Source organism: Kitasatospora sp. NPDC127060 (assembly GCF_042724935.1).
Taxonomy (GTDB): Bacteria; Actinomycetota; Actinomycetes; order Streptomycetales; family Streptomycetaceae; genus Kitasatospora.
On sequence record NZ_JBHXEG010000038.1, the window covers coordinates 45,855 to 72,726 of the forward strand.

The 26,872-nt window shown below is 70.3% G+C and carries 20 protein-coding genes, 1 tRNA gene and 2 pseudogenes; 11 read left to right on the top strand and 12 right to left on the bottom strand.

Annotated elements, in window-relative coordinates; all coding sequences use genetic code 11:
• Window positions 1-131: 131 nt before the first annotated feature.
• Window positions 132-2,225: an alpha-galactosidase gene (locus tag ACFWIS_RS21460; protein ID WP_380456103.1), complete on the bottom strand. Its 2,094-nt coding sequence runs from the start codon at window positions 2,223-2,225 to the stop codon at window positions 132-134.
• 677 nt (window positions 2,226-2,902) lie between these two features.
• On the opposite strand from ACFWIS_RS21460, the gene ACFWIS_RS21465 reads away from it, so the two are divergent.
• On the top strand, window positions 2,903-4,597 hold the full coding sequence (locus tag ACFWIS_RS21465) for a ricin-type beta-trefoil lectin domain protein (protein WP_380456100.1): 1,695 nt from the start codon (window positions 2,903-2,905) through the stop codon (window positions 4,595-4,597).
• Between the two features lie 564 nt (window positions 4,598-5,161).
• Window positions 5,162-5,238: transfer RNA gene (locus ACFWIS_RS21470), tRNA-Met, on the top strand.
• Window positions 5,239-5,610: 372 nt separating this feature from the next.
• On the opposite strand, the gene ACFWIS_RS21475 is transcribed toward ACFWIS_RS21470, so the two are convergent.
• A complete protein-coding gene (locus ACFWIS_RS21475) occupies window positions 5,611-7,374 on the bottom strand; it encodes an ABC transporter ATP-binding protein (protein ID WP_380456098.1) in 1,764 nt (587 codons plus the stop codon).
• A 790-nt stretch (window positions 7,375-8,164) separates the two neighbouring features.
• Between ACFWIS_RS21475 and ACFWIS_RS21480 the strand changes: the two are divergent.
• Window positions 8,165-8,515: pseudogene (locus ACFWIS_RS21480) on the top strand (VOC family protein); the annotation flags it as partial.
• A 92-nt stretch (window positions 8,516-8,607) separates the two neighbouring features.
• Here ACFWIS_RS21480 and ACFWIS_RS21485 read toward each other — a convergent pair.
• From ACFWIS_RS21485 to ACFWIS_RS21505, 5 genes and pseudogenes are all read right to left on the bottom strand, one after another.
• Window positions 8,608-9,563 (bottom strand): annotated as a pseudogene (locus ACFWIS_RS21485) (IS5 family transposase).
• Window positions 9,505-11,037 carry a bifunctional 3-(3-hydroxy-phenyl)propionate/3-hydroxycinnamic acid hydroxylase gene (locus ACFWIS_RS21490; RefSeq protein WP_380456095.1) on the bottom strand — a complete coding sequence of 511 codons (1,533 nt, stop codon included), beginning with the start codon at window positions 11,035-11,037 and terminating at the stop codon, window positions 9,505-9,507. Before ACFWIS_RS21490 ends, ACFWIS_RS21485 begins: the two are co-directional and overlap by 59 nt.
• Entirely contained in the window at window positions 11,034-12,929 is a 1,896-nt protein-coding gene (locus tag ACFWIS_RS21495) for an acyl-CoA synthetase (RefSeq protein WP_380456092.1), read from the bottom strand. Before ACFWIS_RS21495 ends, ACFWIS_RS21490 begins: the two co-directional genes overlap by 4 nt.
• Window positions 12,926-13,867, bottom strand: a complete 942-nt coding sequence (locus ACFWIS_RS21500; protein WP_380456089.1) for a fumarylacetoacetate hydrolase family protein — start codon at window positions 13,865-13,867, stop codon at window positions 12,926-12,928. Before ACFWIS_RS21500 ends, ACFWIS_RS21495 begins: the two co-directional genes overlap by 4 nt.
• A complete protein-coding gene (locus ACFWIS_RS21505; protein WP_380456087.1) occupies window positions 13,864-15,009 on the bottom strand; it encodes a VOC family protein in 1,146 nt (381 codons plus the stop codon). The genes ACFWIS_RS21500 and ACFWIS_RS21505 overlap by 4 nt, the downstream gene beginning before the upstream one ends.
• Before the next feature lie 141 nt (window positions 15,010-15,150).
• Here ACFWIS_RS21505 and ACFWIS_RS21510 point away from each other — a divergent pair, with 141 nt between their 5' ends.
• The 6 genes from ACFWIS_RS21510 (at window position 15,151) to ACFWIS_RS21535 (ending at window position 21,777) form a co-directional block, all read left to right on the top strand.
• Window positions 15,151-15,798 carry a TetR/AcrR family transcriptional regulator gene (locus tag ACFWIS_RS21510; RefSeq protein WP_380456084.1) on the top strand — a complete coding sequence of 216 codons (648 nt, stop codon included), beginning with the start codon at window positions 15,151-15,153 and terminating at the stop codon, window positions 15,796-15,798.
• 149 nt (window positions 15,799-15,947) lie between these two features.
• Window positions 15,948-17,594, top strand: coding sequence for an MFS transporter (locus tag ACFWIS_RS21515; RefSeq protein ID WP_380456081.1), 1,647 nt, complete (start codon window positions 15,948-15,950; stop codon window positions 17,592-17,594).
• 31 nt (window positions 17,595-17,625) lie between these two features.
• Window positions 17,626-18,114, top strand: a complete 489-nt coding sequence (locus ACFWIS_RS21520) for an LmeA family phospholipid-binding protein (RefSeq protein ID WP_380456078.1) — start codon at window positions 17,626-17,628, stop codon at window positions 18,112-18,114.
• A gap of 184 nt (window positions 18,115-18,298) precedes the next feature.
• On the top strand, window positions 18,299-19,846 hold the full coding sequence (locus tag ACFWIS_RS21525) for an MFS transporter (protein WP_380456075.1): 1,548 nt from the start codon (window positions 18,299-18,301) through the stop codon (window positions 19,844-19,846).
• 378 nt (window positions 19,847-20,224) lie between these two features.
• Complete coding sequence (locus ACFWIS_RS21530) at window positions 20,225-20,830, top strand: Imm21 family immunity protein (RefSeq protein ID WP_380456072.1); 606 nt, start codon at window positions 20,225-20,227, stop codon at window positions 20,828-20,830.
• 449 nt (window positions 20,831-21,279) lie between these two features.
• Window positions 21,280-21,777: a hypothetical protein gene (locus tag ACFWIS_RS21535; protein ID WP_380456069.1), complete on the top strand. Its 498-nt coding sequence runs from the start codon at window positions 21,280-21,282 to the stop codon at window positions 21,775-21,777.
• Window positions 21,778-21,908: 131 nt separating this feature from the next.
• Here the strand turns inward: ACFWIS_RS21535 and ACFWIS_RS21540 are convergent, their stop codons facing one another.
• From ACFWIS_RS21540 to ACFWIS_RS21550, 3 genes are all read right to left on the bottom strand, one after another.
• Window positions 21,909-22,841, bottom strand: coding sequence for a hypothetical protein (locus ACFWIS_RS21540; protein WP_380523959.1), 933 nt, complete (start codon window positions 22,839-22,841; stop codon window positions 21,909-21,911).
• Window positions 22,842-23,146: 305 nt separating this feature from the next.
• Window positions 23,147-23,560 (bottom strand): hypothetical protein, encoded by a 414-nt coding sequence (locus ACFWIS_RS21545; RefSeq protein ID WP_380456064.1) that lies wholly within the window; start codon window positions 23,558-23,560, stop codon window positions 23,147-23,149.
• Entirely contained in the window at window positions 23,557-23,772 is a 216-nt protein-coding gene (locus ACFWIS_RS21550; RefSeq protein WP_380456061.1) for a hypothetical protein, read from the bottom strand. The genes ACFWIS_RS21545 and ACFWIS_RS21550 overlap by 4 nt, the downstream gene beginning before the upstream one ends.
• Before the next feature lie 173 nt (window positions 23,773-23,945).
• On the opposite strand from ACFWIS_RS21550, the gene ACFWIS_RS21555 reads away from it, so the two are divergent.
• A complete protein-coding gene (locus tag ACFWIS_RS21555; protein ID WP_380456058.1) occupies window positions 23,946-24,545 on the top strand; it encodes a hypothetical protein in 600 nt (199 codons plus the stop codon).
• A 117-nt stretch (window positions 24,546-24,662) separates the two neighbouring features.
• A complete protein-coding gene (locus ACFWIS_RS21560; protein WP_380456056.1) occupies window positions 24,663-25,247 on the top strand; it encodes a hypothetical protein in 585 nt (194 codons plus the stop codon).
• 338 nt (window positions 25,248-25,585) lie between these two features.
• On the opposite strand, the gene ACFWIS_RS21565 is transcribed toward ACFWIS_RS21560, so the two are convergent.
• On the bottom strand, window positions 25,586-26,065 hold the full coding sequence (locus tag ACFWIS_RS21565; RefSeq protein ID WP_380456053.1) for a hypothetical protein: 480 nt from the start codon (window positions 26,063-26,065) through the stop codon (window positions 25,586-25,588).
• A 186-nt stretch (window positions 26,066-26,251) separates the two neighbouring features.
• Window positions 26,252-26,872, bottom strand: a 621-nt coding sequence (locus ACFWIS_RS21570; RefSeq protein ID WP_380456050.1) for an IS256 family transposase, incomplete at its 5' end; no start/stop codon positions are given.

A 26,872-nucleotide genomic window follows, 5' to 3' on the forward strand; every position in this document is an offset into this window, starting at 1 on the left:
CGGTCCCGCACGGACAGGGATGTCCCGGCAGCAGCCCACGGGCCCGGGCTCGGCCGGTGCCCCGCACGCTGTCGAAGCGTGCGGGGCACCGGCGGTGGTTCGGGGCGGGACCGGGGTTCAGCGGCCAGGGTTCAGGACAGGACCGTCCAACTCTGGCCGGCCGCGGCCGGGTTGGCCGGGTTGGTCATCCCGGTCGAGCCCGCGGTGGTGCCGGCGACGTCCAGGACCAGGCCGTTGCCGACGTTGGTGACGGTCAGCACGCCGGAGCCGTTCTGGACGACCTTCCACTTCTGCCAGGGGTTGTTGGGCGAAGGGTTGAGCAGGTAGGCGCTGCCGACCCCGCTGCCGCCGGCCAGTATTGTGTGCGTCTGGGCGGCGGTGTAGCAGTTGTCGCTGATCGTCACCGTGCCGTCCGCGTTGGGCGTGAACAGCCACTGCTGGGCGGCGTTGCCGCTCTGGTAGGCGTTGATGTCGGAGTTGGCACCGGTGACGGCGTAGCAGCCGCCCTGGACTTCGAGCGCCCGGCCGCCGGTGCCGCCCGCGCTGATCGCGTGGTACTTGCCGTCACCGACGATGCCCGTGCCGGTACCGGTGCCGGCACCGCCGCCCATGCCGATGCTTCCGCCGGCGATGCGGTAGAGCGTGACGCCGTGCGCGGGGATCCAGTTGCCGCCGATGGTGCCCGTGGTGGTGCCGGTGGCCCCGGTCCACAGGTCCCGGTAGGAGTAGCTGGAGCCGGTGAGGCCGAGGTCCGCGAAGCTGGTGCTGGGCATCGCCCAGTTGTTCGGGTCCTGGTTGATCAGCGCCACGGCCAGGTCACCGTTGGCGAGTTGGCGCTTGAGGATGACGGGGGCCGTCGGGGAAGCGGGCGGGTTGCCGACCAGGGTGGCGGGCTTGGCCAGGCTGTCCTGGTCGATGGCGATCATGTCCGGGTTCTTCAGCAGCCCCAGGGCGGAGGCGCTGATGCCGGTGGACCAGGTGTAGCCGTTCGAGGTGCGCTGCGAGTCGGCGGTGGTTCGCAGGTCGGCGCCGGAGATCAGCGGGGCGGCCATCATCGACAGGATGGACAGCTCGGTGCGCGACTCGTCGTCGGTGAACGGCTTGTTGCCCTTGTAGGTGTCGGTGACGCCCCAGATGCCGTTGGTGTCCTGCCAGCCGGCGAACATCATGTCCATGTCGTTCCAGCTGCCGGGGTGGACGTTGCCCGGATACTGCAGGGCGGTCTGCAACTGGCCGTTGTAGAGGACGCCGTCCAGCTCACTGTCCCGGTCGCCGCCGATCCGGCACAGGTTGGCGACCTGTCCGCACCACACGCCGGTGGGGTAGTAACCGGGCGCATGGTTCGGCAGGGTGCCGGCGGCCGCGATCAGCGGGTCGGTGCGGGCCGGGTCGTCGGCGTTCAGCAGCGAGGGGATACCGGTGTGCGCGGGCTGCACGGACAGGCTGAGGGTGACCTTCGGCCGGCCTGCGGCGGCGGTGGCCGCGTCCAGGGCGTGCTGGAAGGTCTGCGTCCGGGCGTAGATGGACCGGGTGAGCTCCTTGCCCTCGCCCTGCGGGTAGTAGCTGTAGTTGTTGATGGTGATCGTCGGCCCGTAGGGGCAGTCGTCGTACTTGACGTAGTCGACGCCCCAGGAGACGAAGTCGGTGGCATCGATAGACTCGTGGCCCAGGCTGCCGGGGTGGCCCTGGCAGGTGGTGTAGGTATCCGTTGCGTACAGACCGAACTTCATGCCCTTGCTGTGCGCGTACCAGGCCAGGTACTGGATGCCGTTCATGGTCTGGCCGTTGACGGTCTGCGAGGGGAACGAGCCGGGGTCCGGGACCAGGTGGCCGCTGGTCGGGTCGTTGCCGCTGCCGTCGGTGCCGGAGACCGGGTTGCCGTAGCTGTCGTACAGCTGCATCCCGTTGTCGGCGTTCTTCACGAAGTCCGTGGTCTGGCCGTCCCGGTGACGCATCGACCAGCCGTCGTCGATCGTGACGGTGTTGTAGCCGGCCTGCACCAGACCGTTGGCCGACATGAAGTCGATGGTCTGCTTGACCTCGGTCTCGTTGATGGACGCGTTGAAGCTGTTCCAGGAGTTCCAACCCATGGGCGGGGTCAGGGCGTTGCCGTTGCCCAGGGCGGCGGCCGGAGCGGCGGTGACGAGGGTGGTGGCACCGAGGCCGGAGGCGGCGAGCACCATGGCGGCCAGCAGGCCGACGACGCGATGGGGCGATGTGCGCATGTGGGGGCTTCCCGAGGGCTGGGTGCGCCAGGTCCGCGTCCACCCGAAGGGGCGGGGCCTGGCCACGGCTGGTGGGGGGCGGCTCTGAGTTCTGACGCGCCTGGACGCGGTCGTGAACACGAGCGGGCACCCGCAGGCGCCGCGCTGGGAGAACATCACGACAGCACGTCAGACAGTCACCGTCGGTGGGGTGTTGGCAGGGCGGATCGCTGGGCCGCCCGGCTCCGAAGGTGATGCCATATGATATTTCACCAATCAGAACCCCACAAGACTCAACACAAAAACCCACACGCGATGATGGCTGATGTTGCCTCCACGACCCTCCACCATCGCGACGCAACCGCGAGACGGACGGTCACCGCCCGGCAGATGCGAGCGCGACCGCCCGCAAGCAGTACTGCTCATATCTGCGCAGCTCGGTCGCACGGCCGCGTGATCGAAGGTGATCGCCTGACTGCGACGGACCGACGCGCTCCGGCCGGCTCCTGGCCGCTCACACCGCCTTCACCGGCCTCGTTGATCCCCATGTTCACGACCGTGCGACTTTGGCGGTTACGTGCAACTGCACCGATCATGCTCAAAGTTGAAGTTTTTTCCAGACTTCTTGACATGAATGCGCAGCCCCAGTGCACTTGGGTGCGCACTGCTCCTCAGCATCCCGACGCAAGGAGTCCACCGTGCCACTCTTCCGCACGTCCCGGCGCCGACTCGCGGCCGGCGCACTGTCAGCCGCGTTACTCACGCTCTCACTGGCATCCACCACGGCGCACGCCTCACCCACCGCGACGTCGGGTGACGGCAAGCCGCTCGCCGTCACCCCGCCGATGGGCTGGAACGACTGGGCCCACTACCAGTGCGCCGTCGGCGAACAGGTCGTCACCGCCAACGCCGACGCCCTGGTCTCCACCGGCCTCGCCGCCAAGGGCTACAACACCGTCACCGTGGACGACTGCTGGATGTCCACCGCCCGGGACGCCAGCGGCAATCTGACCGCCGACCCGGCCAAGTTCCCGCACGGCATGGCCTGGCTCGGCTCCTACCTGCACGCCCGCGGGCTGAAGTTCGGCATCTACGAGGACGCCGGCTCCACCACCTGCGGCGGCTACCCCGGCAGCGGCCTCGGCCCCCACGGCGAGCCGGACCACTTCGCGCAGGACGCCGCCACCTTCGCCACCTGGGGCGTCGACTACCTGAAGCTGGACGGCTGCAACCTCTACACCGCCCCCGCCCAGACCCAGGAGCAGGCCTACCACCAGGCCTACGACGCCCAGGCCGGCGCACTCCGCGCCTCCGGCCGGGACATCGTGTTCTCCGAGTCCGCGCCCGCCTACTTCCAGGGCGGCGAGTGGGGCGACCAGAGCTGGTACGACGTGCTGTCCTGGGTCGGCCAGGACGGCCAACTCTGGCGCGAGGGCTACGACATCGCGACCTACGATGCCGCCCACCCCGACGCGAGCCGCTGGTCCAGCGTGCTCGGCAACTACGGCTACAACCGCTGGATCGGCTCCTTCTCCTCACCCGGCAACTGGAACGACCCCGACTTCCTGATCGCCGGCGACAAGGGCCTGACCGACGACGAGGCGCGCAGCCAGGTCGCCCTGTGGTCGATGATGGCCGCCCCGATGATCCTCTCCTCCGACGTCTCCCAGCTCTCCCCCGCGGGGCTGCGCGCGCTCGGCAACACCGACCTCATCGCCATCGACCAGGACCCGTCGGGCCGACAGGCCGGCGTGGTGTCCAGTACGTCCTCCGCCGACGTCCTGGCCCGGCCGCTCGCGAACGGGGACCGCGCGGTGGCGGTGCTGAACCGCTCGAACAGCGTCCAGACGATCAGCGTCCCGCTGGGCACCGTCGGGCTGCCCGGCTGCTCCGTCGCGGCGAAGGACCTCTGGACCGGAACGGCATCCGCCTCGTCGTCCGTCCTGAGCCAGACCGTCCCGGCGCACGGCACCGCCGTCTGGCGGCTCACGCCCGGCAGCGGCTGCGGCACGACCGTCCCGACCGGGCAGTTCACCGGCAACGGCGCCAAGTGCATGGACGACTCCGCCGGCGGCACCGCGGACGGCAACCCGGTGATCCTCTACGACTGCACCGGCAACGCCAACCAGCGCTGGACCAGGAACGCCGACGGCACCGTTCGGATCCTCGGCAAGTGCCTTACCGCCAAGGGGAGTTCGGCCGGGAGCGGGATAGTGCTCAGCACCTGCACCGGCGGCGTTCTCCAGCAGTGGGCCCCCACACCGGACGGCACGCTGACCGGCTCCGGCCTCTGCCTGGACGTGACGGGTGGCGGCACCGCCTCCGGCACCAAGCTGGAGCTCTGGACCTGCGGCAACCATCAGGCCAACCAGTACTGGTCGCTCCCGGTCTGACCGGAGCACGGCATCTCTGCCCGGGGCAGGTCGCCCCGGGCGGAGGTCCCACCGGCGTGGACGCGCTCGCGGTGGCCTCGGCGCTCCGGCCCCCGGCCTCGACGCCGGTCGCAGAGGCGACGGGATGTTCGGCACGCACGGTCCGATCGCCTCACGAAATCCTCATGATCCGTCCGAGAAGCCGCTCGGGCAGGTCGGGCAGTCGTCCGTTCCGCACGGCCGCCGCACCCAGGAACGACAGCGCGATGCTCAGCATCGAAGACACCGCGACCTGCTGACGGAATGCCAGGGCTGCGCGGACCGCCCTCCGACCTCCGCGCCCTTGGCGCCCTCACAGAATCCGTTCCGTCCTTGTCCGACCGCCCCCTCGCGGCGTCCGTCCTCGCCGCGACCGCCGTACCCGCCATCGCCGTCGGCGCCGCGCCGACCGCGTTCGCGCACGCGTGCGGTGCGGCCGGACCGAGTTGGGGCGGACGTGGATCAGGAGCCGGTCGCGGGTTGCCTGGCACCGGACGCATGCATTTCGCGTCGTGGCCGTGGATGGCGTACAGTCTCACTCATCGACGCGGGGTGGAGCAGCTCGGTAGCTCGCTGGGCTCATAACCCAGAGGTCGCAGGTTCAAATCCTGTCCCCGCTACCACCAAGACCGGGCCCGGTGCGCAGTGCGCGCCGGGCCCGGCTTTGTGCTCGCGCGTCGCGGCCGACGAGGCTGTGCCACCAACGCGAACTCGCGGAGAACCTGGACCGGCTGGGCGAAGTCCTCGGCAGTGCCGCGAACCTGCCGGGCCAGTCTCGACGAGTTGGAGACGGCGCTCGCCGAGCGCGTCAGCCTCCGGCGGCTGGTCGTCGTGGACGAGGACTGCCGGGCCGGACTCGCACAGCCACTGGTCGAACGGGCCGGACTCGGTGCCCCGCGGCAACGGCAACGCGCTGGTGATCGTGGCGGCGGAGAAGGCGGCGGACCTCATCGAGGGGGCGCGGCACTGAGTGACTCCCCCACCCCGGTTCGGGATCACCCCGGGTTGGTGGCGGCGACTGCTGCCGGGGTCGGGCCGAGGTCGAGCACGTCGTCGGCGAGGGGTAGCAGGGCCTGGTCGTGGGTGATCAGGATGATCGTGCGGCCGGCCATCAGGCGGCGCAGCGGGGGGATGAGCTGTTCGACGGTGTGCGGGTCGAGTCCGGTGGTGGGTTCGTCCAGGACGAGGACCGGGGTGTCGCGCAGGAAGGCCCGGGCGATGGCGACGCGCTGGGCCTGCCCCCCGGAGAGCTGGAAGCCGTCGTCGCCGATGACCGTGCGGTAGCCGTCCGGGAGTGCGGTGATGAAGTCATGGGCGCCGGCGTTCCGGGCCGCGCGCTCGATCTCGTCCGGCAGGGCAGCGGCGGCGCGGCCGTAGGCGATGTTGTCGGCGATGGAGGCGTGGAACAGCGGTGCCTGCTGGGGCAGCAGGGTGACGGCCCGGCGCAGGGAGGCGAGGGTGAGCTCCCGGATGTCCTGCCCGTCGAGGCGGACGGTGCCGCTCTCCGGATCGAGGAAGCGGACCAGCAGTTTGGCGAGCGTGGACTTCCCGCTGCCGCTCGGGCCGACCACGGCGAGCGTCCCGCCGGGGCGGAGATCGAGGTCCAGGCCGGCCAGCACCGGGGCCCCGGAGGCGCCAGGGTAGGCGGCACGGACGTCCTCGCAGGTGATCCGGCCGCGCACCGGCCCGGTGTCCCGGGCGCCGTCGCGTTCCCGTACGGGGCTGGTCAGGTCGTGCAGTTCCAGGAGGCGCTCGCCGGAGGCGCAGGCTACGCCTGCCAGGGGGACGAGCCCGGCCAGCTGCTGAGCGGGTTCGAAGAGCTGGGCCATGAAGGCCGCGAACGCGAGCAGGCCGCCGAGGCTCAGCTGGCCGTGGATGACCTCGAAGGCCCCGACGCCCACCACGACCAGTCCCGCGAGCAGCTGCAGCACCCCGATGAAGGGCTGGTAGAGGTCGGCCACCCGTGCGGCGGAGAGCTCGGCGTTGAGGAGGGCCCGGCCCTCCCGGTCGATCCGTTCGACCTCGCGGCCCTCCTGGCCGTAGGTCCGGGTGACGACGGCATTGCGCAGCGTCTCCTCCAGCAGGGCGGTGACACCGCCGGCGCGGCGCTGGACCTGCCGCTCCCGGCGGCGGATGCCCCGCCCGAACAGGGTGGTGGCGAGGATGAACAGGGGTGCGACCACCAGTGCGGCCAGCGTGAGCGGCCAGCTGAGGTAGAACGCGGCGCCGGTGAACAGCAGCAGGCTGACGGTGGCCACGGCGCCCTCGACCAGCCCGGTGGCCACCATCTGCTCGATCGCGGCGATGTCGGTGGTGAGCCGGGCGACCAGGTCACCGCGCCAGCGGGTCTCCAGGGTGTCGGGCGGCAGGGTGTGCAGATGGGCGAGGGTGTCGGTGCGCAGCCGGAGCATGTACCGCTCGGCGGTCCTGGTGCTGGTGTACGTCCCCGCATAGGTGAACAGCCCGGCGACGACGGCCGCGCCCAGCATGAGCCCGGCGAGCAGCCAGAAGTCGCCGAAGCGGCGCGGCACGAGGACTTCGTCGATCAGGTCCTTGAACAGCCAGACCGAGACGACCTCGCCGAAGGCGCCCAGGACGAGCAGGGCCGCGCTGAACGGGAGCCACCGAACGTCCGGGCGGACCCACGGCCAGAAGCGGCGGAAGAGCTCGCGTAGCGGGATGTCGGGTGAGTCCGCGACCGGGCCCTGGTCGGCAGCGGTCGGGTCCGCCCGGCCCCCCGAGGACGTTGCACCGTGCACGTCGGCACCCCGTTCGGCATGCGGAGGACAGGATGAGGGGCCGACGGCGATGCCGCCGGCCCCTGGTTTGAGCTATGACGGACTACTCCACGCAGTCCTCATCGGCCCCACCGTCACCAGAATCCGAACCGCCTACGGCGGTGGTGACGACGACGACGCCGACGTCCGTGGTCATGGTCGCGACGGTCGAAGTAACTCATTGCTGACTTCTTTCTCTCGTCTCACCGGCGCTCCGCCCTCGCACTCGTCAACGAGGCGTTGACTTGGCGGGGGAACGGCGTCGGATCTGCCGTGCCGTGGTCGGATCCGTCGGGCGGGGGCCGTGGGCCACGCGCCACTCACCACGCGGATTCGCTCCACCTCTCCAGTATCGCCCCGCCCCGGCCGCGCGCAGCCCCAGAACCGCACCGGGAGCAGCCCCACCCACTCTGACCAGGCGAAACGTGATTCGGATTCGGTGGCGCCGAACGGGGCCGTACCCAGGCTGCTACGGGCCGGAGCGGCGGTCGACAGGGCCGTAGCCAGTGTCTGCAGGGGATGAGCGCGCCCGGCCGGGCCGGGCTCTGCCCGCCACCGCTCCGGGGCACCGGTGGTGCGGTATCTCCTCGACGTGGTAGACGAAGTCGACGACCGGGTGCTCAGGTCGACCGGCATCGATCTCGCGTCACCGTCCGTCACAGGCCCGCGGCCGCCGCCCGCATCGCCCGTCCACCCCGGACCGGACCCGCCGCCGTCTGCCACGTCAGCTGACGCGCCCTCACTCACCACCTGCCCGGGTGGGCCCGCCCCGCTCGGCCGGTTCTGGGCGGCGGCGCTCGGATGGGCCGTCGACAGCGAGGGGCCGGGTGTGACCAACCTCGAACCCGTGGGCTTCGCCTACCCCGACCCGGCGGCCGTCTGCATCGACATCGTCGCCCGCCCGGAGCCCAAGACGGTGAAGAACCGGGTGCACCTGGATCTGGCCACCGAATCGGCCGCGCACCAGGCGGAGTTGGTCGCACGGTTGCAGGACCTCGGCACGACGCTCGCCGACGTCGGGCGGGGCGACGACGTGCCCTGGACGGTCATGGCCGACCCCAACACACGCGACTACCAGTTCTGTGCGGCACAGCCGCAGGTCAGCACCAACGACAGAGCCCCGCCCTGCACTTGGCCGAACGGGGCGTTGTGCTGTCTGACTACCCGCCGGGGCGGTGTGTGATGTTGGCGGCCTAGAGCCTGTCTGACAAATAATCAGCCGGCGGGTTCTCGCAGCCACAAGACCAGAGCGGCTATGACAATCCCAGCTCGGTAGCGTTCGGCGAGCTCGTCGAATCTCGTCGCGATGGCACGGAACTGCTTGAGACGGGCGAAGCATCGTTCGACTAGGTTGCGGGTGCGGTAGATGTTCTTGTCGAAGGCGGGTGGGCGACCGCCCTTGTCCCCACGACGTCGCCGGTTGGCCATCTGGTCGCGGCGTTCGGGGATCGTGGCAGCGATGCCTTGGCGCCGCAGCAAGTGGCGAATCGCCCAGCTGGAATGCGCTTTGTCGCCCAGTAACCGTGCTGGTGTCGTGCGAGGTCGGCCCGTCACGGCACGCGGGCTGCGGACGTTGTCGAGGACCTGGCTGAAAGCTGCAGCGTCGTTGATGTTGCCCGGCGTGAGCACGATGGACGGTGGAAGGCCGCGGCCGTCGACGGCGAGGTGAATCTTGGTGGTGAGGCCTCCACGGGAGCGGCCCAGAGCCTGGCGCATCTGCGAATGGCCTGGATCTTCCAGCGTGCCCCCGTCTGCGGCCCTCCTTTTGCAGGAGCCGGCCGAGTGCTGGTGGGCTCGGTTGATGGTGGAGTCGACAGAAACGGTCCAGTCCACTCGGCCCACCGCGTCGTCGCGAATCTGGAGGTACTCCAGCAACGTCGCCCATATCCCGTCCACTTCCCAACGGGCGAACCGCTCGTGGACGGTCTGCCATGGCCCGTACCGTTCGGGGAGATCGCGCGCCAGGGAGCCCCGGTCCGCAGCCGCCACAGCACACCATTGACCACTTGGCGGTGATCACGCCGTGGACGGCCACGTCCGCCCCGCTTCGGCAACAGAGGCCCGATCCGCTCCCACGCCGCGTCCGTCAACCCGCCTCGCCCTGACACGGAATCACCCCCGGACGCGCCCGTGGGAGCTCGATGCGGGCAGCAGCTGGCCCAGGGCCTCAGGGTCGGATGCGGTGCGTCGGACGGTGCCGTCGGGGCGGACCAGCGCCGCTGCGGTGCGGCCCTGGCGGAGCCAGCGGTGCAGGGCGGTGCCGGGCGAGGCGGTGACCAGGACACCACCTCGGTCATGGATTTCGGAGCGCAGCGCGGGGGTGACGGGTGCGGAGGTGACCAGCGCGTGGCGGCCTGCGGCGAGGTCGTCGAAGCGTCGGCCGTCCGGCAACGGTGCGTTGGGGCACAGTCGTCCCGCGAGGCCGAGACCGAGCCGTCCGCGGTCGACCAGGGCTGAGCGGTGCAGGGCCGGGGTTCGGCTGTCGAGGATGCGGTTGCTCAGGCCTGGGAGCCGGTGCAGATGGGGCGCGAGGATGCGGCGCAACCTGCTGCCGGTGTGCCCGCCGGCGGTCATGGCGGTGCCGACCAGCTTGGCCAGGTTGATCATCGAGCGGGCGTGGGGTTTGCGTTCGGTCTCGTAGCTGTCCAGCACGTGTTCGGGGAGGCGGCCGTCGAGGACGGCGGCGAGTTTCCAGGTGAGGTTGGCGGCGTCGCGCAGGCCGGCGCCCATGCCCTGTCCTATGAAGGGCGGGGTGAGGTGGGCGGCGTCGCCGAGCAGGAAGACGCGCCGCCCACGCCAGCGGTCGGCGATCTGGGCGCGGAAGGTGTACTCGGCGGTGCGCACGATCTCCAGCGCGTCTGCGGGGAGGTCGCCGGTCCATGGCCGGACGAGGGGGTGCAGGCGGGTCATGTCGCGGTAGTCGTCGGCGCTTTCGCCGGGTAGGAGCTGGAATTCCCAGCGGTGGCGGCGCTCGCTGATGCGCATGTAGGTGGCCGCACGCACCGGGTCGCAGACCTGGTGCACGCCTTCCCACTGGGCCAGGTCGGCGTCCGTGGCGACGTCCACGACCAGCCAGCGCTGTGCGAATGCCAGGTCGTGCATGGTGGAGCCGATCGCCCTGCGGGCCAGGCTGTTGGCGCCGTCGCAGCCGAGCACGTACCCGGCCGCCACGGTGCTGGTCTCGCCGGTGCTCCGGTCGGTGAGCCGTACCATCACCGGGCCGCGGTCGGACTGCTCGATCGAGGTGACCTCCACCTTGCCGCGCAGGGCAACGGTCGGGTGCCGTTCGAGGTTGGCGCGCAGCAGCTCCTCCAGTTGGGGCTGGTCGAACATGTTGGCCTCGGGGTGTCCGTGGCGGCCGAGGCCGGAGCCGCGCCGGAACTCGGCCAGCACCCGCAGGTCGCGGTCCAGGAGCCGCAGGCCGTGGGCAGGCCGGGAGATCGCGGCGAACTGCTCGGCGATGCCCAGGCGGGCGAGCAGCCGGTAGACCTCGTCGTCGAGGTGGACCGCCCGCGGCAGCGGGTAGACCGACTCCCAGCGGTCCAGCACGAGGGTCTCGATGCCGTACTGGCCCAGCAGGGTCGCCGCCGTCAGCCCGGTGGGGCCGGCGCCGATGACGACCACCGGGACGGTGTCGGCGGTCATGACTCCACCGGGCCGGGCGTCGCCTGGGACCACGTCCAGCGCAGGGCGTACTGGTCGAGGACCGCGCTGATGGCCTCGCGGTCACCGGCACCGGGGGTGACGGACACGAGGACGGACCCGTCCTCGACCGCCACGTCGACTCCCACGCCGCGGCCTTGACCGGCCAGGGCCTCTGCGACAGCCAGCCGGGTGGCATCGGCCCGCAGGGCGAGCTTGTAGGGCTTGCCGACATCGGTCACCGGCAGCGCGTTGACGATGGTGACGGACTTCGGCGCGGCGGCGCGTTCCGGGACGCGTTCGGCGGCCCACTGGCGGAGTTCGTCCCCGCTCACGTCTGCTTCCGGCGCGAGGGTCACATACGCCACTGGGACCTCGCCGGCGTGCGGGTCCGGGCGTCCGACCGCCCCGGCGCCGGTGACGTGCGGGTGGGCGAGCAGCGCGTACTCGATGACGGACGGGTCGATGTTGTGGCCGCCACGGATGATCAGGTCCTTGGCGCGGCCGACCAGATGGACGAACCCGTCCACGTCGAGCCGGGCCAGGTCACCGGTGTCGAGCCAGCCGTCCACGAGCCTGCCGAGGCCGTCGAGCACCGGACGGCCCTGGGTGTCGCGGCTGGTGACGTAGCCGGCGAACACGGTCGGGCCGGCGATCGCCAGCAGGCCGGTCCGCCCGACGGGCAGCTCCGCCCCCGAAACCGGGTGGACGACCTTCACCCGCTGGTAGGGCATGCGCTGCCCGACCGCGCCGGGGCGCGGTGTCTCGGGGAAGCTGCGGGCGCTGGCGCAGGTGGCCTCGGTCAGGCCGTAGCCCTCGACCAGCGTCACCCCGGTGCGGGCCTCGAATGCGGCGCGCACGGCCTCGGGCAGCGGCGACGCGCCGACCATGGCGTACCGCAGGCTGCTGATGTCCGGCGTGCCGACCGGGCACTGGGCGAGCACCTGGTAGACGGTCGGCACGGCGCTCATGGCCGCGATGCCGTAGTGCTCGACGATCGACCAGAACTCCCCGTACAGGGCGGGTTCGCGGTAGCCGAGCGGGCCCGCCCACACCACCTGCTGGCCCTTGAACAGCGGCGCCAGCAGCGTGACCACCAAGGCGTTGACGTGGAACAGCGGCAGTGCGGCGAAGACGACGGCGTCGCTGTCGAGCAGCGAGTTCGCGGCGATCATCCAGGCGTTGGCGACCTCGCCTCCGTGGGTGTGTGCGGCGAGCTTCGGGGTGCCGGTGGTGCCGCCGGTGTGGAAGAACGCGGCTAGGTCGCCAGGCCGGGGTGGTTCTCCCGTGAAGGCGGACGCGTCCTCGGCCCGGGCCAGGTCGGCGAGGTGGGCGATGAGCACCCCGTCGATCTGCGGCAGCGGTTCGGGATCGCCGGCTGCCGCCGTGGGCCGAAGCACCAGGACCGCGTCGAGCCCTTCGGCCAGTTCGGGCAGCTTCGCCCAGACGTCCGGCGCCAGCTCCGGTCCTGCGGCGACGAGGACCCGGGCGCCGGAGCGCCGCAGCAGCTCGGCCAGGTGCGCGGGGGCGAGAGAGCCGTTGAGCGGCGCGGCGATGCCGGCGAGCTGCGCGGCGAGTGTCGCGGGGATCAGTTCGGCGCAGTTGGGGGCCATCAGTGCCACCGCGTCGCCGCGTCCCACGCCGAGTCGGTGCAGCAGGTTGGCGTAGCGGTGCACCCGCTCCAGCAGATAGGCGAAGGTCAGTCGCGCCGGCTCGCGCCACCGGGCGGCCTCGGGCAGCACCGTCAGGGCGGTGCGGTCCGGCCACCTGCCCGCCGCGCGCACGAGCAGGTCGTACGTCGAACCGGGCAGACCCCGTGCCTGGAGCGGGACGGCCTCGATCGGAGCCAGGTCGTCGGGGCCGCAGTAGCGAGGCCACAGCAGGTCCTCGGTCATCGCGCGTACCTCACCGTCGTGCGCTGGCGGCCGAGGTCGAGAGCGCCGTCATCGGTGGCGACGGCGGCCTCCACCACGTCGCCGTCCCGCAGGTACCTGGGGTTCTTCGCCTGGGCCTTGAAGAACAGCCGCCACTTGGTCGCGGCCGGCAACAGCGAGCCGAGGATCTCGACCGGCTTGGGCGGCGCGCTGAGCGCGGTGCCGACCGGAGTGCCGGTGAGCAGCAGATCACCGGGGTCCAACCGCTGGAAACCGCTGAGTGCCCTCAGGGCTTCGAGCGGCCGGTAGATCATGTCGGCGGCGGGCATGTCCTGCCGCAGCTCGCCGTTGACCCACAGGCGCAGCCGCAGTTCCGCGAACCGGTCGAGGTCGCCCTCCTCCAGCAGCACCAGCACCGGTCCGGTGGGGGTGAAGGTGGGATAGGACTTGGCCTCGTAGAACTGGGTCTTGGGCAGCTGCAGGTCCCGGGCGGAGACGTCGTTGGTGACCACGAGGGCGGCGACGTGGTCGGCGAGGTTCGCGGCGGAGACCTCGGTGCCGACCGGGAGCGGTGCGCCGATGACGAGGCCGATCTCCACCTCGTAGTCGAGCAGCCGGACGTGGGCGGGCTTGACGATGTTCTCGTACGGGCCGCTGATCGACCCGGAGGCCTTGCGGAAGAAGGTGAGTGGGACGTTCTTCGGGTCGAGTCCCGCGTCGGCCGCGTGCGAGGCGAAGTTCGTCATCTGGGCGACGACCCGGCGCCCTGGGGTGATGGGGGACAGCACCGCGAGGTCGGCGACCGGCACGCCGGGGTCTGTGCTGTTCACGGCGGCGGTGACGGCACCCCGGTCGGCCAGCAGTTCGGCGGTGGTGGCGGCTGCGGTCCGCACCCGGACGGCGCGCTGCTCACGGACGGCGTACCAGCCGTCGGCGGTGCGCAGGACGTTGACGCTCATCGGTTCATCGCTTTCATCAGGCCCAGCAGACGGCCGGGGTCGATCTCGTTGTCGGCTCGCAGGGCGCGCACCACCTCGCGGATCAGGGCGGGGGTGGGGTTGGCGCCGAGGAAGTCGCGGGTGGCGGGCGGGCCCCACTGGGCCAGGCCGGACGCGGACATCGGGGCCCAGCCGGGTTCCAGGTCGCAGGAGAACAGGTCGCCGTCGGCGAAGTGCTCGACCATCAGCTTGTCCGGGTCGCGCCAGTAGTCGAAGAGCTGGCTGCCCTGGATGTGCCGGCCGATGCCCCAGCTGCGCTTGTAGCCGCGCTCGGCGAGGTACTGCCCGCCGGCGGCGATCGCGTCGAGGTCGGTGACCTGGTAGGCGGAGTGGACGTAGCCGGTGCGCGGGCCCAGGTGCATGGCGAGGGTGTGGTGGTCGACCGGGACGGTGCCCTGGTCGCAGCGCATGAACGCCATCGTCGGTCCGCGGTCGCGCCGGCCGTCCAGGAACAGGAAGTCGCTGACGATCAGGCCCAGGGTCTCCAGGTACCAGTCCAGGGCCCGGGTGAACCTCGGTGTCTCCAGGACCACGTGGCCGAGCCGCTGGATGCGGGCCGGTTCGCGCGGCGGGCGCTGGGTGGCGTTGGTCCGGGCCCGGCTGCCGCCGAAGTTGAGCAGGAGCGGGGGCTGTTCGGGCAGGGCCGGAAGCTGCTCGGTGCCGTGGACGACGCGGACCGGGAAACCGGACGGGTCAATCAGGTCCACGACCTGCCCGCCGCCGAAGTCCCCGAGGTCGCGGACCGGCCGGCCGGTGGCCCGGGCCAGGCGGTCCAGATCCGCACGCTCGGCGGCCCGGAACACCGGCCCGAGGAACCGGGAGGCGCGCCCCTGGCGCAGCACCACGCACGCCGAACCGGGCAGCGTGCCGCGCAGGTACAGCGCCTGACCGGTGCACGCGGCGACGGCGAAGCCGAAGTCGCGCGCGAACACCTCGGCGCGGGACAGGTCCGGCTTCTCGAACTCCAGCCAGGCCAGGTCCGCCACCTTGATCACGGGCTGCCGGGCACGGCCCGGGTGCTCCCCGCGCAGCGCCCCGTGCTCGCTGTGCAGGTCCTGGTGGGCGGTGGCGGGCCCGGGCGGGCGGGCTCGTTCGTTCGACATGTGTGGGCTCCGTCAGGGATGGCAAACGGACATGCTTCTGATGGGAATCTCTTAACTGATAGAAGCATCAGTCCTGGCGGTGCGATCGTCAAGGGTTAAAGTGATGGAGTCATCAGATCTGAATGTGCCTAGACTGGCGGTATGCCGAACCAGCTCGACACCACCGACGGCCCCGCCAGTGCCAACCGCTTCGAGCGCCGCCGTGCGCGTACCCGCCAGGCGTTGATCGCCGCCGCGCGGCAGATCCTGGCTGAGACCGGCGAGACCTCGGCCAGCATCCAGGAGATCGCCGAACGCGCCGACGTGGGTTTCGGCACGTTCTACAACCACTTCGAGACCAAGAACGACCTCTTCGACGCCGCGGTCGGCGACGCCCTGGAGGAGTACGGCCAGCTGCTCGACAGCGTCACCGAAGGCATCGACGACCCGGCCGCGGTCTTCGCCGCCAGCGTCCGCCTCACGCTGCGGCTAGCCGCCTCGCACCCCGAGATCACCCAGATCCTGCGCCTGCGCGGCCTGCCGCACATCAACGCCGCCACCGGGCTCGGACCGCGCGCCCTGCGCGACCTGGAAATCGGCAAGGCGTCCGGCCGCTTCACCTTCGAAGACCCGCTCGTGGCCCTGTCGGCGGTCGGCGGCGCGCTGATCGGCCTGCTCCAGCTCAACTCGGCGCGAGATCTCGGTGCGCAGGCCGGCGAGAACATGGCCGAGATGATCCTGCGCATGCTCGGGCTCCCCACCGACGAGGCCCGCGAGATCGCCACCCACCCCCTGCCCGACCTCCCCTGACCCCGGCCCGCTGGCCGCACGCCCACCCAGACCCCCGCCCCGTTCCACGGCGCGGGGGTCTGCCGCGTCCCCCGGCCCTGCAGGCCCGCCCGTACATCGCGACTGATGATCTGGTCGTAACTGATAAGAGCATCAGTTACGATGAGGGCATGGCGATGCTCGAGAGCAGAAACTCCCCCGTCCGAACAGGCCATGGCCGCCAGAGCGGCGCGCTCTTCGCCATGTGCCTGTCCCTCGTCCTGGTCGTGGCATCGGTCTCCGCGCTGAACCTCGCGCTGCCGAACCTCGCCGTGGAACTGGGCGCCACCAACTCGGCGCTGACCTGGATCGCCGACGGCTACACCGTGGCCCTGGCCGCGCTGGTCCTGCCGCTGGGCGCGCTCGGTGACCGGATCGGGCGCCGCAAGGTCCTGATCGCCGGGAACGTCGTCTTCGGCGCCGCCGCGGTCCTCGCGGCCTGCTCCTCCTCCACTTCACACCTGATCGTGTGCCGGGTGGTGATGGGCCTGGGCGCGGCCATGATCATGCCGGGGACGCTGTCGACCATCACCGCGGTCCTCCCCGAGGACCGGAAGGACCGCGGGGTCGCGATCTGGTCCGGCTTCGCCGCGGCCGGGGCCATCATCGGGATGCTCGCCGCCGGCGGCCTGCTGGAGCAGTTCTCCTGGAAGTCGATCTTCTGGGCCAGCGCCGCCACCGCGCTGGTGTGCGCGCTCGCCGCGCTGCTGCTGGCCCCGGAGACCCGCAGCTCGGTGCGGGAGCGTTTCGACTTCCCCGGGTCGGTGACCACCGCGCTGGCGGTGGGGGCGCTGGTCTACGGGATCATCGAGGGCAACGACCGGGGCTGGACCCGCCTGGAGGTCCTCGCCGCGTTCGCGGTCGCCGTGGTGGCGCTGGCCGCGTACGTGGTGCTGGGCCTGCGCAGCCGACACCCGCTGCTGGACCCGCGCCTGTTCAAACTGCGCGGCTTCGGCGCGGGCACGCTGGCGATCCTGGTGCAGTTCATGGCCGTCTTCGGGTTCTTCTTCGTCGGTCTGCAGTTCCTCCAGCTGATCCTCGGCTACAGCCCGCTGCACAGCGCGGTCGCACTGATACCGGTCGCGGCCGTCGTCCTGCCCACCTCAGTGGTCACACCACGCCTGGCCACGCGCCTGGGCGTCAAGACGGTCATGCCCGTCGGCCTGCTGTGCCTGGCCGGCGGCATGTTCTGGCTGACCAGCCTGCACGCCGACAGCGGCTACCTGCCCTTCCTCGGCGCCCTGATCCTCGCCGGGGCCGGTATCGGCCTGACCAGCGCCACCGGCACCAGCTCCATCGTCGACTCCCTCGGCCCCGACAAACAGGGGGTGGCCTCGGCCATGAACGACACCGCCCGCGAGGTCGGCTCCGCGATCGGCATCGCACTGATGGGCTCGGTGTTCTCCAGCCACTACCGCTCCGCACTGCCCGACGACCTGTCCCGCCTGCCCGCCCAGGCCGCCGAGACCGTGCACCACTCCGCCGCCGGCGGGCTCGAAGTCGCGGCCCACCTCGGTGCCCAGGGGCCCGCGCTGGCCGCCGCCGTCCGCGACGCCTTCATTTCCGGCTTCACCTCGTCGATGGAAGTCATCGCAGCGATTCTGGCGATCGCCGCCATCGCCTGCGCCGCGATCGCACCGCGCCCCGGCCCGAAGGCCCGGGCCACCGCCGCGCAGCCCCACTGGTCCGCCGAGCCCGAGGCCGCCACACGGCAGCGGGCCACAGCCCTGGGCCGGGACGCGGAGCTGCTCGACGCGTCCACCGCCGACCGGCCGTAGCGGCCAAGAACAAGGAGTCCCCGTGCCCGTCATGCCCATCGCAGCGGCGCGCCGCCACCCGGTCCTCGCCGCCGCGGCGGCCCTCGACCTCGACCTCACCGGCGTGCGGCAGTCAGGCGACGAGCAGGCGGCCCATGCCGACTCCGCCAAGGCCGGCGCCTTCCTGTCCTACGACAACCTCTCCAGCGCCCTCGGCCTCGGCATCACCGCCGGCGACCGGCCCGGCTACGTCGACGCGCAGGTCCTCCTGCCCCTGGTCGGGGCAAGCACCATCACCGCCGAGACCTCCGCAGGCGCCGCCAACACCATCGTCTTCACCGACCTCCACCCGGTGTCCGGCGGCCTGCCCGAGGACGGGACGCAACTGCTCGCGAAGATCTTCGACCAGCCGATCCCCCTGCACAACATCCCCCAGGGCCTCCACCTCAACGCCCTCCTGACAGGCGCGATCGGCCTGCCAGCCCAGCTCGCCGGCGACAACGTCACCTTCCGAACCGGCGCACCCGCCGCCGGCGCATGACGTCGCCAGGCCATCACGGCCCCAGGCCCGAACCCCACGGGCCCCGCGCCCCCCGAAACGGTGACAGCGGGCCAGGACACGCCCCGTCTTGCCTGACTTCATCGAAGTTGATGCTCTCATCGGAAATCGAGGCTCGCTGCCTCACCCCCGACCGGCCACCCTTGATCCAAGGGACGTGATCCCCATGACGACCTCTCCCAGCACCCCCCTCCAGACATCCGAGGAGGCCGCCGGAGGCCGGGCCGGCCACCGCGGCGTCCTGTTCGCCATGTGCCTGGCCCTCGTCCTGGTGGTCGCCTCCGTCTCGGCCCTCAACCTGGCCCTGCCCGACCTCGCCGTGGACCTGTCCGCCACCAACGCCTCACTCACATGGATCGCCGACGCCTACACCGTCGCCCTTGCCGCGCTGGTCCTGCCGCTGGGCGCGATCGGCGACCGCATCGGCCGACGCCACGTCCTGGTCGCCGGCACCGCCGTCTTCGGCGCTGCCTCCCTCGCGGCATCCTTCTCCGACACCACCACCCATCTGATCGTGTGGCGGATCGTCATGGGCATCGGTGCGGCCATGATCATGCCCGGCACCCTGTCCACGATCACCGCCGCCTTCCCGGCCGAACAACGGGCCAAGGGCGTCGCGGTGTGGTCCGGCTTCGCCGCGGCCGGCGCCATCATCGGCATGCTCGCCGCGGGCGCCCTGCTGGAGCAGTTCTCCTGGCGCTCCATCTTCGTCGCCAGCGCCATCACCGCCCTGGTCGCAGGCGCTGCCGCGGCAACCCTGGCCCCCAACACCAAGGACCCGCACCCCCACCGGCCCGACGTCATCGGCGCAACCTGCACCGCTGTCGCCATCGGCTGCCTGGTGTTCGCCATCGTCGAGGGCAACGAGCAGGGCTGGACCGAACCCCTCGTCCTCGCCGCCCTGGCCGTCACCGTCGTCGGCTTCGCCGCCTACGCCTTCTCCGGGCTGCGCAACGACCAACCACTCCTCGACCCGCACCTGTTCGGCATCCCCGGATTCCGCGCCGGTGCCGTCACCGTGCTGGTCCAGTTCATGGCCGTCTTCGGATTCTTCTTCGTCGGCCTGCAGTACCTCCAGCTCATCCTGGGCTACAGCCCCCTGAAAGCCGCCGTCGCCCTCGTCCCCGTCGCCGTCGTCGTGCTGCCCACCTCCCACATCACCCCGCACCTCGTCACCCGGCTCGGCATGAAGGCCGTGATGGCCGCCGGCCTGACCCTGCTCAGCGGCGGTCTGTTCGCCATCTCCCGCGTCCACGCCGACTCCGGATACCTGCCCTTCCTCGGCGGCCTGGTCCTGTGCGGCCTCGGCATCGGACTGACCGGAGCCGCCGGAACCGCCGCCATCACCGGATCCCTTGGCCGCGGTCAGCAAGGCGTGGCCTCCGCGATGAACGACACAACCCGCGAAGTCGGCTCCGCCATCGGCATCGCCCTCATGGGCTCCGTCTACGGCAGCCACTACCGCGACACCCTGCCCTCCAGCATCGACCAACTCCCGCCCCAGGCCGCCGACTCCGTCCACGACTCCGCCGCCGCTGGCCTGCAGGTGGCCGAACAGGCCGGCCCCCAGGGCCCCGCCCTGACGCAGGCCGTCCAGGACGCGTTCATCAGCGGTTTGTCGGCTTCCCTCATCGTCGTCGCCGTCATCGTGCTCGCCGCAGCCATCGGCTGCCTCTTCCGCGCCCCCCGCCAAGCCCCCAACGCCGACTCCTGACCGCCGAGCACGGGCCGTCCCGGAAACGCCAGTCGCCAACCGAGACTCCGTAGCGTGATCTCCCTGAACAGCAGGGCCGTAGCAACCCCCGCTCCGAGCGGTTAGCGAGCGGACACATCTACCGCGAACACACGAACGGTACTCCGCGCTCTCAGCAGCTCCGACCCGGCGCAACCCAATCGACAAACTCACCGACCGCTACCACACCGCAGTCGTCCCGGCTCGATGCTCCTCTGACTCCGTGGGTACACAAGGTGATGGTTCATCAGACAGGCTCTCGCCGTGTAGTTATGGGGGCCTTTCAGTTCTGTCCGCTGTCCGCCGTGCAGGTACTCACTAGGTTCCCTGCTTGTCACTGATCAGCGGCACACTGCGCACATGAGTACTGATCCACATGCCGTCCGGATGACCCTCGATCTGACCTGGGTCGAATCCATGGGTGGTCCGCTGATCGTCGTCCCGGTGTCCGCACTCCAGTACTGGGGCGGCTGCACCGAGGACGGCATGATCATCGGTGACAGTGACCAGCCCGACGACTACGACCGGGCCTGCGGGGTCGAGGGCTTGGCCGAAGTAATCGGCCTGCGCGGCCGCGGCGACGTCTCCGCGCTGGTGCTGGGCGACGAGCCCGCCACCACCTGCTACCTGCCCGAGCAGAGGGCCTTCATGCGCTGGCTCGCTGCCGACTCCGACGTCGAGCTGCTCGCCGCCACCGAAGCCGCGCTGAATAACCCGGCGACGCCGTGGGAGGAGTGCGGCCTCTGGGCGACCGACGGACCGGCGGCCCTCATGGACTCGGCCGAGGCCGGCAAGAACCTCGGCATGCCTTACCCGGACGGCAGAGGCGAGCCGGACCATGCCCCCGTCCACCTGCCCACAGGACGCTGGAGGGTCCGCGCGTTCCAGAAGACCGGCGACTCACCCTGGATCAGCGCGCTCCAACTCCTCCCGGAGGCCGACGGCCAGTCGACAACGACTCCTTGACTCGAACACCAAGCTCGCACGCGCAACCCTGGAGGGACGGTCACGGACGCTGGGACGGTTCGACCACCGTCGTTCCAGAGGGTGTCCAGAGGCGAGCGTGCCTCAGAGCGGCCCGACTACCGTCCTGAGCGGAGGCCACGTGAATTCACATGACAGTTGCGAGTCGGCTCCGCGAGCATTGGCCGATGACCATGAGACCGGACCTTCTCAGTCTGAGCATCGTGTGCCCACCGCTCGACGAGGGCGGCATGGAGGTCCGCCCGATCGTCAATGGCCGGGATCTTCTGGCCGAGGTGGTCCCCGGTGGCGTGGGAGGCTCCCGGCACCTGGGAGTAGGCCCCCGGTATCTGTTGGGCCCAGACGGGCCGTTGCATGCCACGGCGACGCCACATGAGGTTCGTCTCGCTTGGTCCGGGTGCGGCGTGGAGGAGTGCTGTGGTGCCCTGTACATGACGGTCAGGCGTGACGGGGATCTTGTTGTCTGGACGGACTGGCGCGACCTGGCCTACCCGGACTTCGACCTGCCGGAGCTTCGGTTCACCGCAGGTCAGTACCAGGCCGAGGTCCTGCGAGCCGAAGAGGACCGCAGTTGGGAGTGGCCGGCAGGAGCGGTTGCGCGGCTGCTTGAGGCGGGACTGAGGAGACGCGGGGACTGGCTGGCCAGATGGGACTGCGAGTTGGAAGGCGTCTGGGCCTCCCGCAACGAACCGGATCGAATCCACGTCGTCCTGACGCATCCCCGTAACCGGGCCGATGCAGACCGGCCCTGGCTCCAGTTCGGGATGACCCTCCCGATCTCCGCAGACGACCCATCGGGCCAGGCCGAGCACCTCGAAGCGCGGCTGACCGCAGGCGATCCCCGTGCCACCGCCGAGGTCTGGGGAGGTTCGCACGATGCCGAGCAACTGGGCTACCCATGGCCGCCGGTCGACCCGCTGTCCATGTGAACGGCCAGGAGAGGCGACGTTAGACCTCTCCTGACCGTGCGTATCCACCCGCAACCGCCAGCCCCATTGCGAAACGTGACCGTACGGGTGGGGAATTGCGAGACCGCCAACACCCGGCGTCCATCAGGCGCTCACGATCGGTACGCGGCGTCGTGATACCTGCGCAGCCGGGGGCTGCAGATCGCGGGCAGCCCGACCAGGGTGTCCCTGAAGGCACCGTCGTGGGGTTCAAGGGGGTACCAGGGGCGCGATGGCAGTGGGTAATCGTCGCGTAGAACGCCCTCCGGGAGAACCCCGGTGGCGGGCGTCGGCGAGGTCTCCCCTGGGCTGGTGAGGTACGCCCAGACTCCGCTGTCCAGCGGCACTACCGTCGCCTCGCGGTCGGGTGGGCACCACGGCTCGCCCGTGCCGGGGTGGCGGGGGACGAGGAGGACGTCGGGGCGGGGCCGGGGCTCGGGGATGCCCGGGCCGGCCAACCCCACCGAGCGGGGGTCGGGCCCGGGCGGGAGGTAGCGGGCCACGGCGTGGTCGAGCAGTTCGGTGACGGGGCCGGCGGGGAGCGTCACCGGGTGGTTCTCGGTGGCCGCCACGAGGTGGGCCAGCGCGACGCCGACCGCGGCTTCCCAGCGGCGGCTCCACGACCCGTCGGGTTCGACGGGCGGGATGCGGTGTTCTGCACGCTCCAGGTCCGCCCAGCCGGGCAGCGGGCCGTCCGGGAGCCCCGAGGGACGGCAGAGGACCGCGTCGGGCTCCAGCCACACGGTCTGCCACGAGCCGCAGTCGTCGATCCGGGTCGCCACGGCTCGTCCGCACCCCGCACAGGCCAGATTGGGCCCGGCCCGGCCGTCCACGCCCCGGCAGTAGCCCTCGCACTTCTCCAGGATCAGAGTCATCGACCGGGAGTCACCTGGCGCGATGACGATCCTGCCCCGCGCGCCGAAGGAGACGGAGTACACCGGGGCGTACACCACCTGCCGGGCAGCCGCTTCCTCTCCGACTTCCTGCCACAACCGCCAGGGCGGCCCGGTGGGCCGCGGGTCGACGGCGTACGTCCCCGGCTCCATCAGCGGAGGGTGAAGTTCCTCCCAGGCACCATGATCGGTGTGGACGGGAAGTGCGACCTCGGACACCGGCGCCGTCAGCTCGGTACAGCACCCGGCACACGCGAACACGTCCAAATAAGCTCCCCCCGCCGCGGTTCACCGGGATTGTGCCTCGCTCGCGGCGGAGGATCCATCGGATTTCGGAGCGGCTCCAGGGCTTCCGGGGAGCGCTTCATCCCTGGGTTGATGACGGGTCGGCGCCGCCCGGGTCGCCGACCGCACCGGGCCGGAGCACCCGGTGGCTACTTCGAGGTCATGCGAGGCCTTCAGTTCTGTCCGATGTCCGTGTTGTGGAGGCGGCGTTCGGTGAGGCTGGTCACCCCGCTCAGCGCTTGCAGCTCGTCCTCCAGGGCGGCCTTGTCTACGGTCAGCTGGCGGATCGCCTCGGCGTAGATGCGGACCAGCTTGGGCAGGTCGCTGTTCTCCCACCGGAGACGGGCGTTCTCGTCGTCGGCACGGGCGCTGTTCTTCGGGGTCGTGGCCGAGCGGTTCCGGTCGGCGAGCCGGGTCTCGAACCAGGTGATCAGTTCCGGGTAGTTGCGGTAGAAGGTCGCGTGGGTGACACGGAGGCGCTTCTCGACGGTGGTGACGGTGGCGCGTCGGCCGACTGCCTCGCTCCCGGCGAGTTCGGCTTCCATCGCGGTGCGGACCTGCTCGTCGGTGGGCAGGTGAGGGCTCACGGGTTCTCCGCCTTGGTGTCCGGGTCGATGCTGACCGTCTCGGTGAGGAAGGCCGCGAGTTCCTGTCGGCGGGCTTGGAGCCGGTGCCGGACGAATGGTGCCAGCCGGTCCGCTCGGGCGAGTTCCCGGTCGTGGGCGTCCAGGGCTGCTCGCTGGTGGGCGGTGTTCTCTTCGGACAGACCGAGACCGGATGGAGCGAGTTCAACGAGCACTTCGACAAGCGCCGGGTCGAACTCGGCTCCTGCGGCCGTCCCTACGGAACGTCATGTGCGCACGAACACGCCTGCTTCTCTGAACCTGGTCCCGTTCCCTCCGCGCCGGTCCTGCCGCTCGTTGACGGGGGGGTGGAAGGTCAGCCGACGCATCGATGCCCGATCATGGAGCGGTGAACAGAAGTACTCCCGGCCTTGATCTCGAAGCGCTCTGTGCCTTGTGGCAACGGCAATGGCCTGCACCGCAGCAGGACATCCCGATGCGCCGGGCCTATCCCGACCGATGGGTGCGCTTTCACAGCCTCCCCGGATCGAAGCGATACCCGGACGATGAGACCGAGTACGGCATCCTCCTCGAACGCCATCACACGCTGCTGGCCGAGCTGGGGCAGAGCGACGACGAGCTGTATGTGGTCACCCGGGAGTGGAACGGAGACCCTGAGCCTGTCACGCGCATGGCGGACCTCCAGAGGGTCGACCCGGATGCCCAGCACTGGGGCAGTTGGGTTCATGACGACGACTTCCCGGATGACATCCTCTACGAGCACGAATACATCAGTCGTCGTCCGCGTAACAGGCAAGCTCTTGATCCGCTTTTGCGGCTCGTGGCCGACGAGGTGATCGCAGGAGTCACCCTGGCCCCGCTCAATCTTGGCTGGCTCTATCACCCCTATGACGGTGGCGGGGATGTATTCGCGCCCAGTGCCGCGGTCAGGGACGCTCTCAAAGCCGCGCACCCCGACTGGCTGTCCACGCATCCCAGCGGCATGTGATGTCGGGCGCCTGCGAGGCTGACTTGGAGGCCCTCGACCTCGCCGAGCCATCCCTCGCGTAGCTTCTGGGTCAGGTCGTCTGTGACAAAGCCCTGGGACCAGGCGAGAATCCAGCGTATGGATGACGCGTTCACACTTCTTCGGCGGGCTGTCGAACTGCTGCCTGAGGACGCCATGGCGGAGAACGGCCAGTCGGTCGGGAATGTTCGCGAGGAGATCGCCTTCCAGGAATGGGAGATGGCGCTGGACGTGCTGATCGAGATCGCCGACGTCCATCCCGTGTCCACCGGCTTCTGGGAGATGCTCGCCGAGGCCGCCCGGCAGATGATGCTCGACCGCAGCCGCCGTTGGTGTGAGTGGCGGGCTTGGGAAGTTAGGCACGGCACCGTTCGCGCGACGCTGACTCTGCTGGGCGCCGACGAGGGCGGACGCCAGAGCACCTTCTCAGGGGATGGGCGACTCAGGCCGCTGTGGGACATCGGCAACCGCACCGCAGACGGGCAACGAGATCTGAACATCGCAAGGATCTGGGTGGAGTTCGCGCCGCAACTCGGTCCGGGAGAGACGGCCGACGTGCGTCTGGCCCCCCTTCAACCCGAGCAGTGGCGGCATCTCAAGCCTGGTGACGTAATAGCAATGCACGAAGCCCAACCTCTCGCTGGCATCGCCGAGATCATCGAGGTTCTTCCGCCTGGCGTCTGAGGCCCAGCCGGGTAGCCAGGTACCTGATCCCGCTCCACGGGGTCCAGGTGCGAGAGCACCAGCACCCCGTGGCCGTCATTGTTTATCGGAGCTCAGGCAGTGGTCCGGAACTCTTCGGGTAGTGGCCCTCTTCAAGCCGGAAGAACCAGTCGGCCAGATCGCCGAGACGCTCGATGCAGTCCTCGTAGTAGCGGTCTGGCACCGGCCTTGGGAAGTTCGGGTGTGAGGTCCACGACGGAACTCATGTCGCAACCTCGTAGAACCCCTCGGCGATCCAGCGATCAAGCTTCTGATTTCCGAGCAATAGTCAAGACTTGTGGGTGAGGCACCGAGCTTGTTCAGCCTCCATGGCCTTCGGGGCAGTGCGCTGCGACCCAGGTAGCGGTGATGTCGTTGCAGGTGACGATGACCGACCCGGGTCTGAAGGCCATCTCGTGAGTGCAGCCCTGGTCGTGCGGAAGGATCTCGTCCAAGATCAGCGTGCCGAGGTTGTCCCAGGTCGAGGGCTCGTTCGGAGTGCTGATCTGGACGGCTGTCACCCCCGCATAACGAACGACCAGGTCCTCCTCGTGCTTCCAACAGTTGTGACGGAGGCGGAGGTCGAGGGCTTGACCCTCCTGGAGGAAGGTTGCCTGGTGGAGCGTCAGGTCCTTGACGCAGCGCTGCCCGGCGAAGTCGTAGTGGCTCGGGTCAGTGGCGAACGCCCTGGCGCCCGGGGGCAGGCTGATGCTCAGCGCGGGCAGAAGCTCGAGGTAGGGGCCAGGGTCGAGGACCCCGGTCAGTTCGCCGACTCGGGCATCGAGATCGACATACTTCATTGCTCACTCCTGCGACGGTCCAGCGGTCTACCCTTGGGCGACCTCAGGGTGACATGCCGGCTCGTGGCGCCGCTCAGGCATTTCCACCGTTCGTCGACCTCGTGCGCCTCAGCGACCTGCTGTAGCTCGTCGAGGGAGGCGCGAAGCGGACGTGCTCGTCTGCGTTCTGCCGGATGTCGTGAAGGGTCACGCGGCCTGCTCCTCGCGCTCGACCAGGACGCCGTTCTCGAACCGCGCACCGGCGCGGACCAGGGACACCAGGTGGGCGCCGGTGATCGCGCGCCACCTGGCCTGGGCGGACTCGACCAGCTTGAACACCATCGCGAGCGCGGCCGCGGGGCTGCCGGCACCGCGGGTGACCTTAGTTCGGAGTTTGACGGTGGAGAAGGTCGACTCGATGGGGTTGGTGGTCCGCAGGTGGATCCAGTGCGCGGCGGGAAAGTCGTAGAACGCGAGCAGTTCCTCCGCGTCGTTGGTGATCTTCGCGACGGCCTTCGGGAACTTGGCGCCGTAGGTCTTCGCGAACGCCTCGATCGCCTTCTCGGCATGGGTGCGGGATTCCGCGTTGTAGATCTCCTGCATCGCCTTTGTCGCCCCGGGTTGTGCGGACTTGGGCAGGCAGTTGGTGACGTTGCGGGATTTGTGAACCCAGCATCTTTGCGGCCGTGCGGCCGGGAACACCTCGGCGAGCGCCCGCCATAGGCCCATGGCGCCGTCGCCGATGACCAGCTCAGGGTCGCGCATGCCGCGTCGGCGGCAGTCGCGCAGCAGATCGGCCCAGGACTCGGCGGACTCGCGCAGGCCCTC

Excerpts from the sequence above, each read along its gene's own strand:
- ACFWIS_RS21510 (WP_380456084.1), top strand. The coding sequence starts at position 15,151 with ATGCCGAACCAGCTCGACACCACCGACGGCCCCGCCAGTGCCAACCGC.
- ACFWIS_RS21490 (WP_380456095.1), bottom strand. The coding sequence starts at position 11,037 with ATGACCGCCGACACCGTCCCGGTGGTCGTCATCGGCGCCGGCCCCACC.
- ACFWIS_RS21565 (WP_380456053.1), bottom strand. The coding sequence starts at position 26,065 with ATGAAGTATGTCGATCTCGATGCCCGAGTCGGCGAACTGACCGGGGTC.
- ACFWIS_RS21540 (WP_380523959.1), bottom strand. The coding sequence starts at position 22,841 with ATGGAGCCGGGGACGTACGCCGTCGACCCGCGGCCCACCGGGCCGCCC.
- ACFWIS_RS21530 (WP_380456072.1), top strand. The coding sequence starts at position 20,225 with ATGAGTACTGATCCACATGCCGTCCGGATGACCCTCGATCTGACCTGG.
- ACFWIS_RS21460 (WP_380456103.1), bottom strand. The coding sequence starts at position 2,225 with ATGCGCACATCGCCCCATCGCGTCGTCGGCCTGCTGGCCGCCATGGTG.
- ACFWIS_RS21500 (WP_380456089.1), bottom strand. The coding sequence starts at position 13,867 with ATGAGCGTCAACGTCCTGCGCACCGCCGACGGCTGGTACGCCGTCCGT.
- ACFWIS_RS21535 (WP_380456069.1), top strand. The coding sequence starts at position 21,280 with ATGACGGTCAGGCGTGACGGGGATCTTGTTGTCTGGACGGACTGGCGC.
- ACFWIS_RS21495 (WP_380456092.1), bottom strand. The coding sequence starts at position 12,929 with ATGACCGAGGACCTGCTGTGGCCTCGCTACTGCGGCCCCGACGACCTG.
- ACFWIS_RS21505 (WP_380456087.1), bottom strand. The coding sequence starts at position 15,009 with ATGTCGAACGAACGAGCCCGCCCGCCCGGGCCCGCCACCGCCCACCAG.
- ACFWIS_RS21515 (WP_380456081.1), top strand. The coding sequence starts at position 15,948 with ATGGCGATGCTCGAGAGCAGAAACTCCCCCGTCCGAACAGGCCATGGC.
- ACFWIS_RS21520 (WP_380456078.1), top strand. The coding sequence starts at position 17,626 with ATGCCCATCGCAGCGGCGCGCCGCCACCCGGTCCTCGCCGCCGCGGCG.
- ACFWIS_RS21560 (WP_380456056.1), top strand. The coding sequence starts at position 24,663 with ATGGATGACGCGTTCACACTTCTTCGGCGGGCTGTCGAACTGCTGCCT.
- ACFWIS_RS21525 (WP_380456075.1), top strand. The coding sequence starts at position 18,299 with ATGACGACCTCTCCCAGCACCCCCCTCCAGACATCCGAGGAGGCCGCC.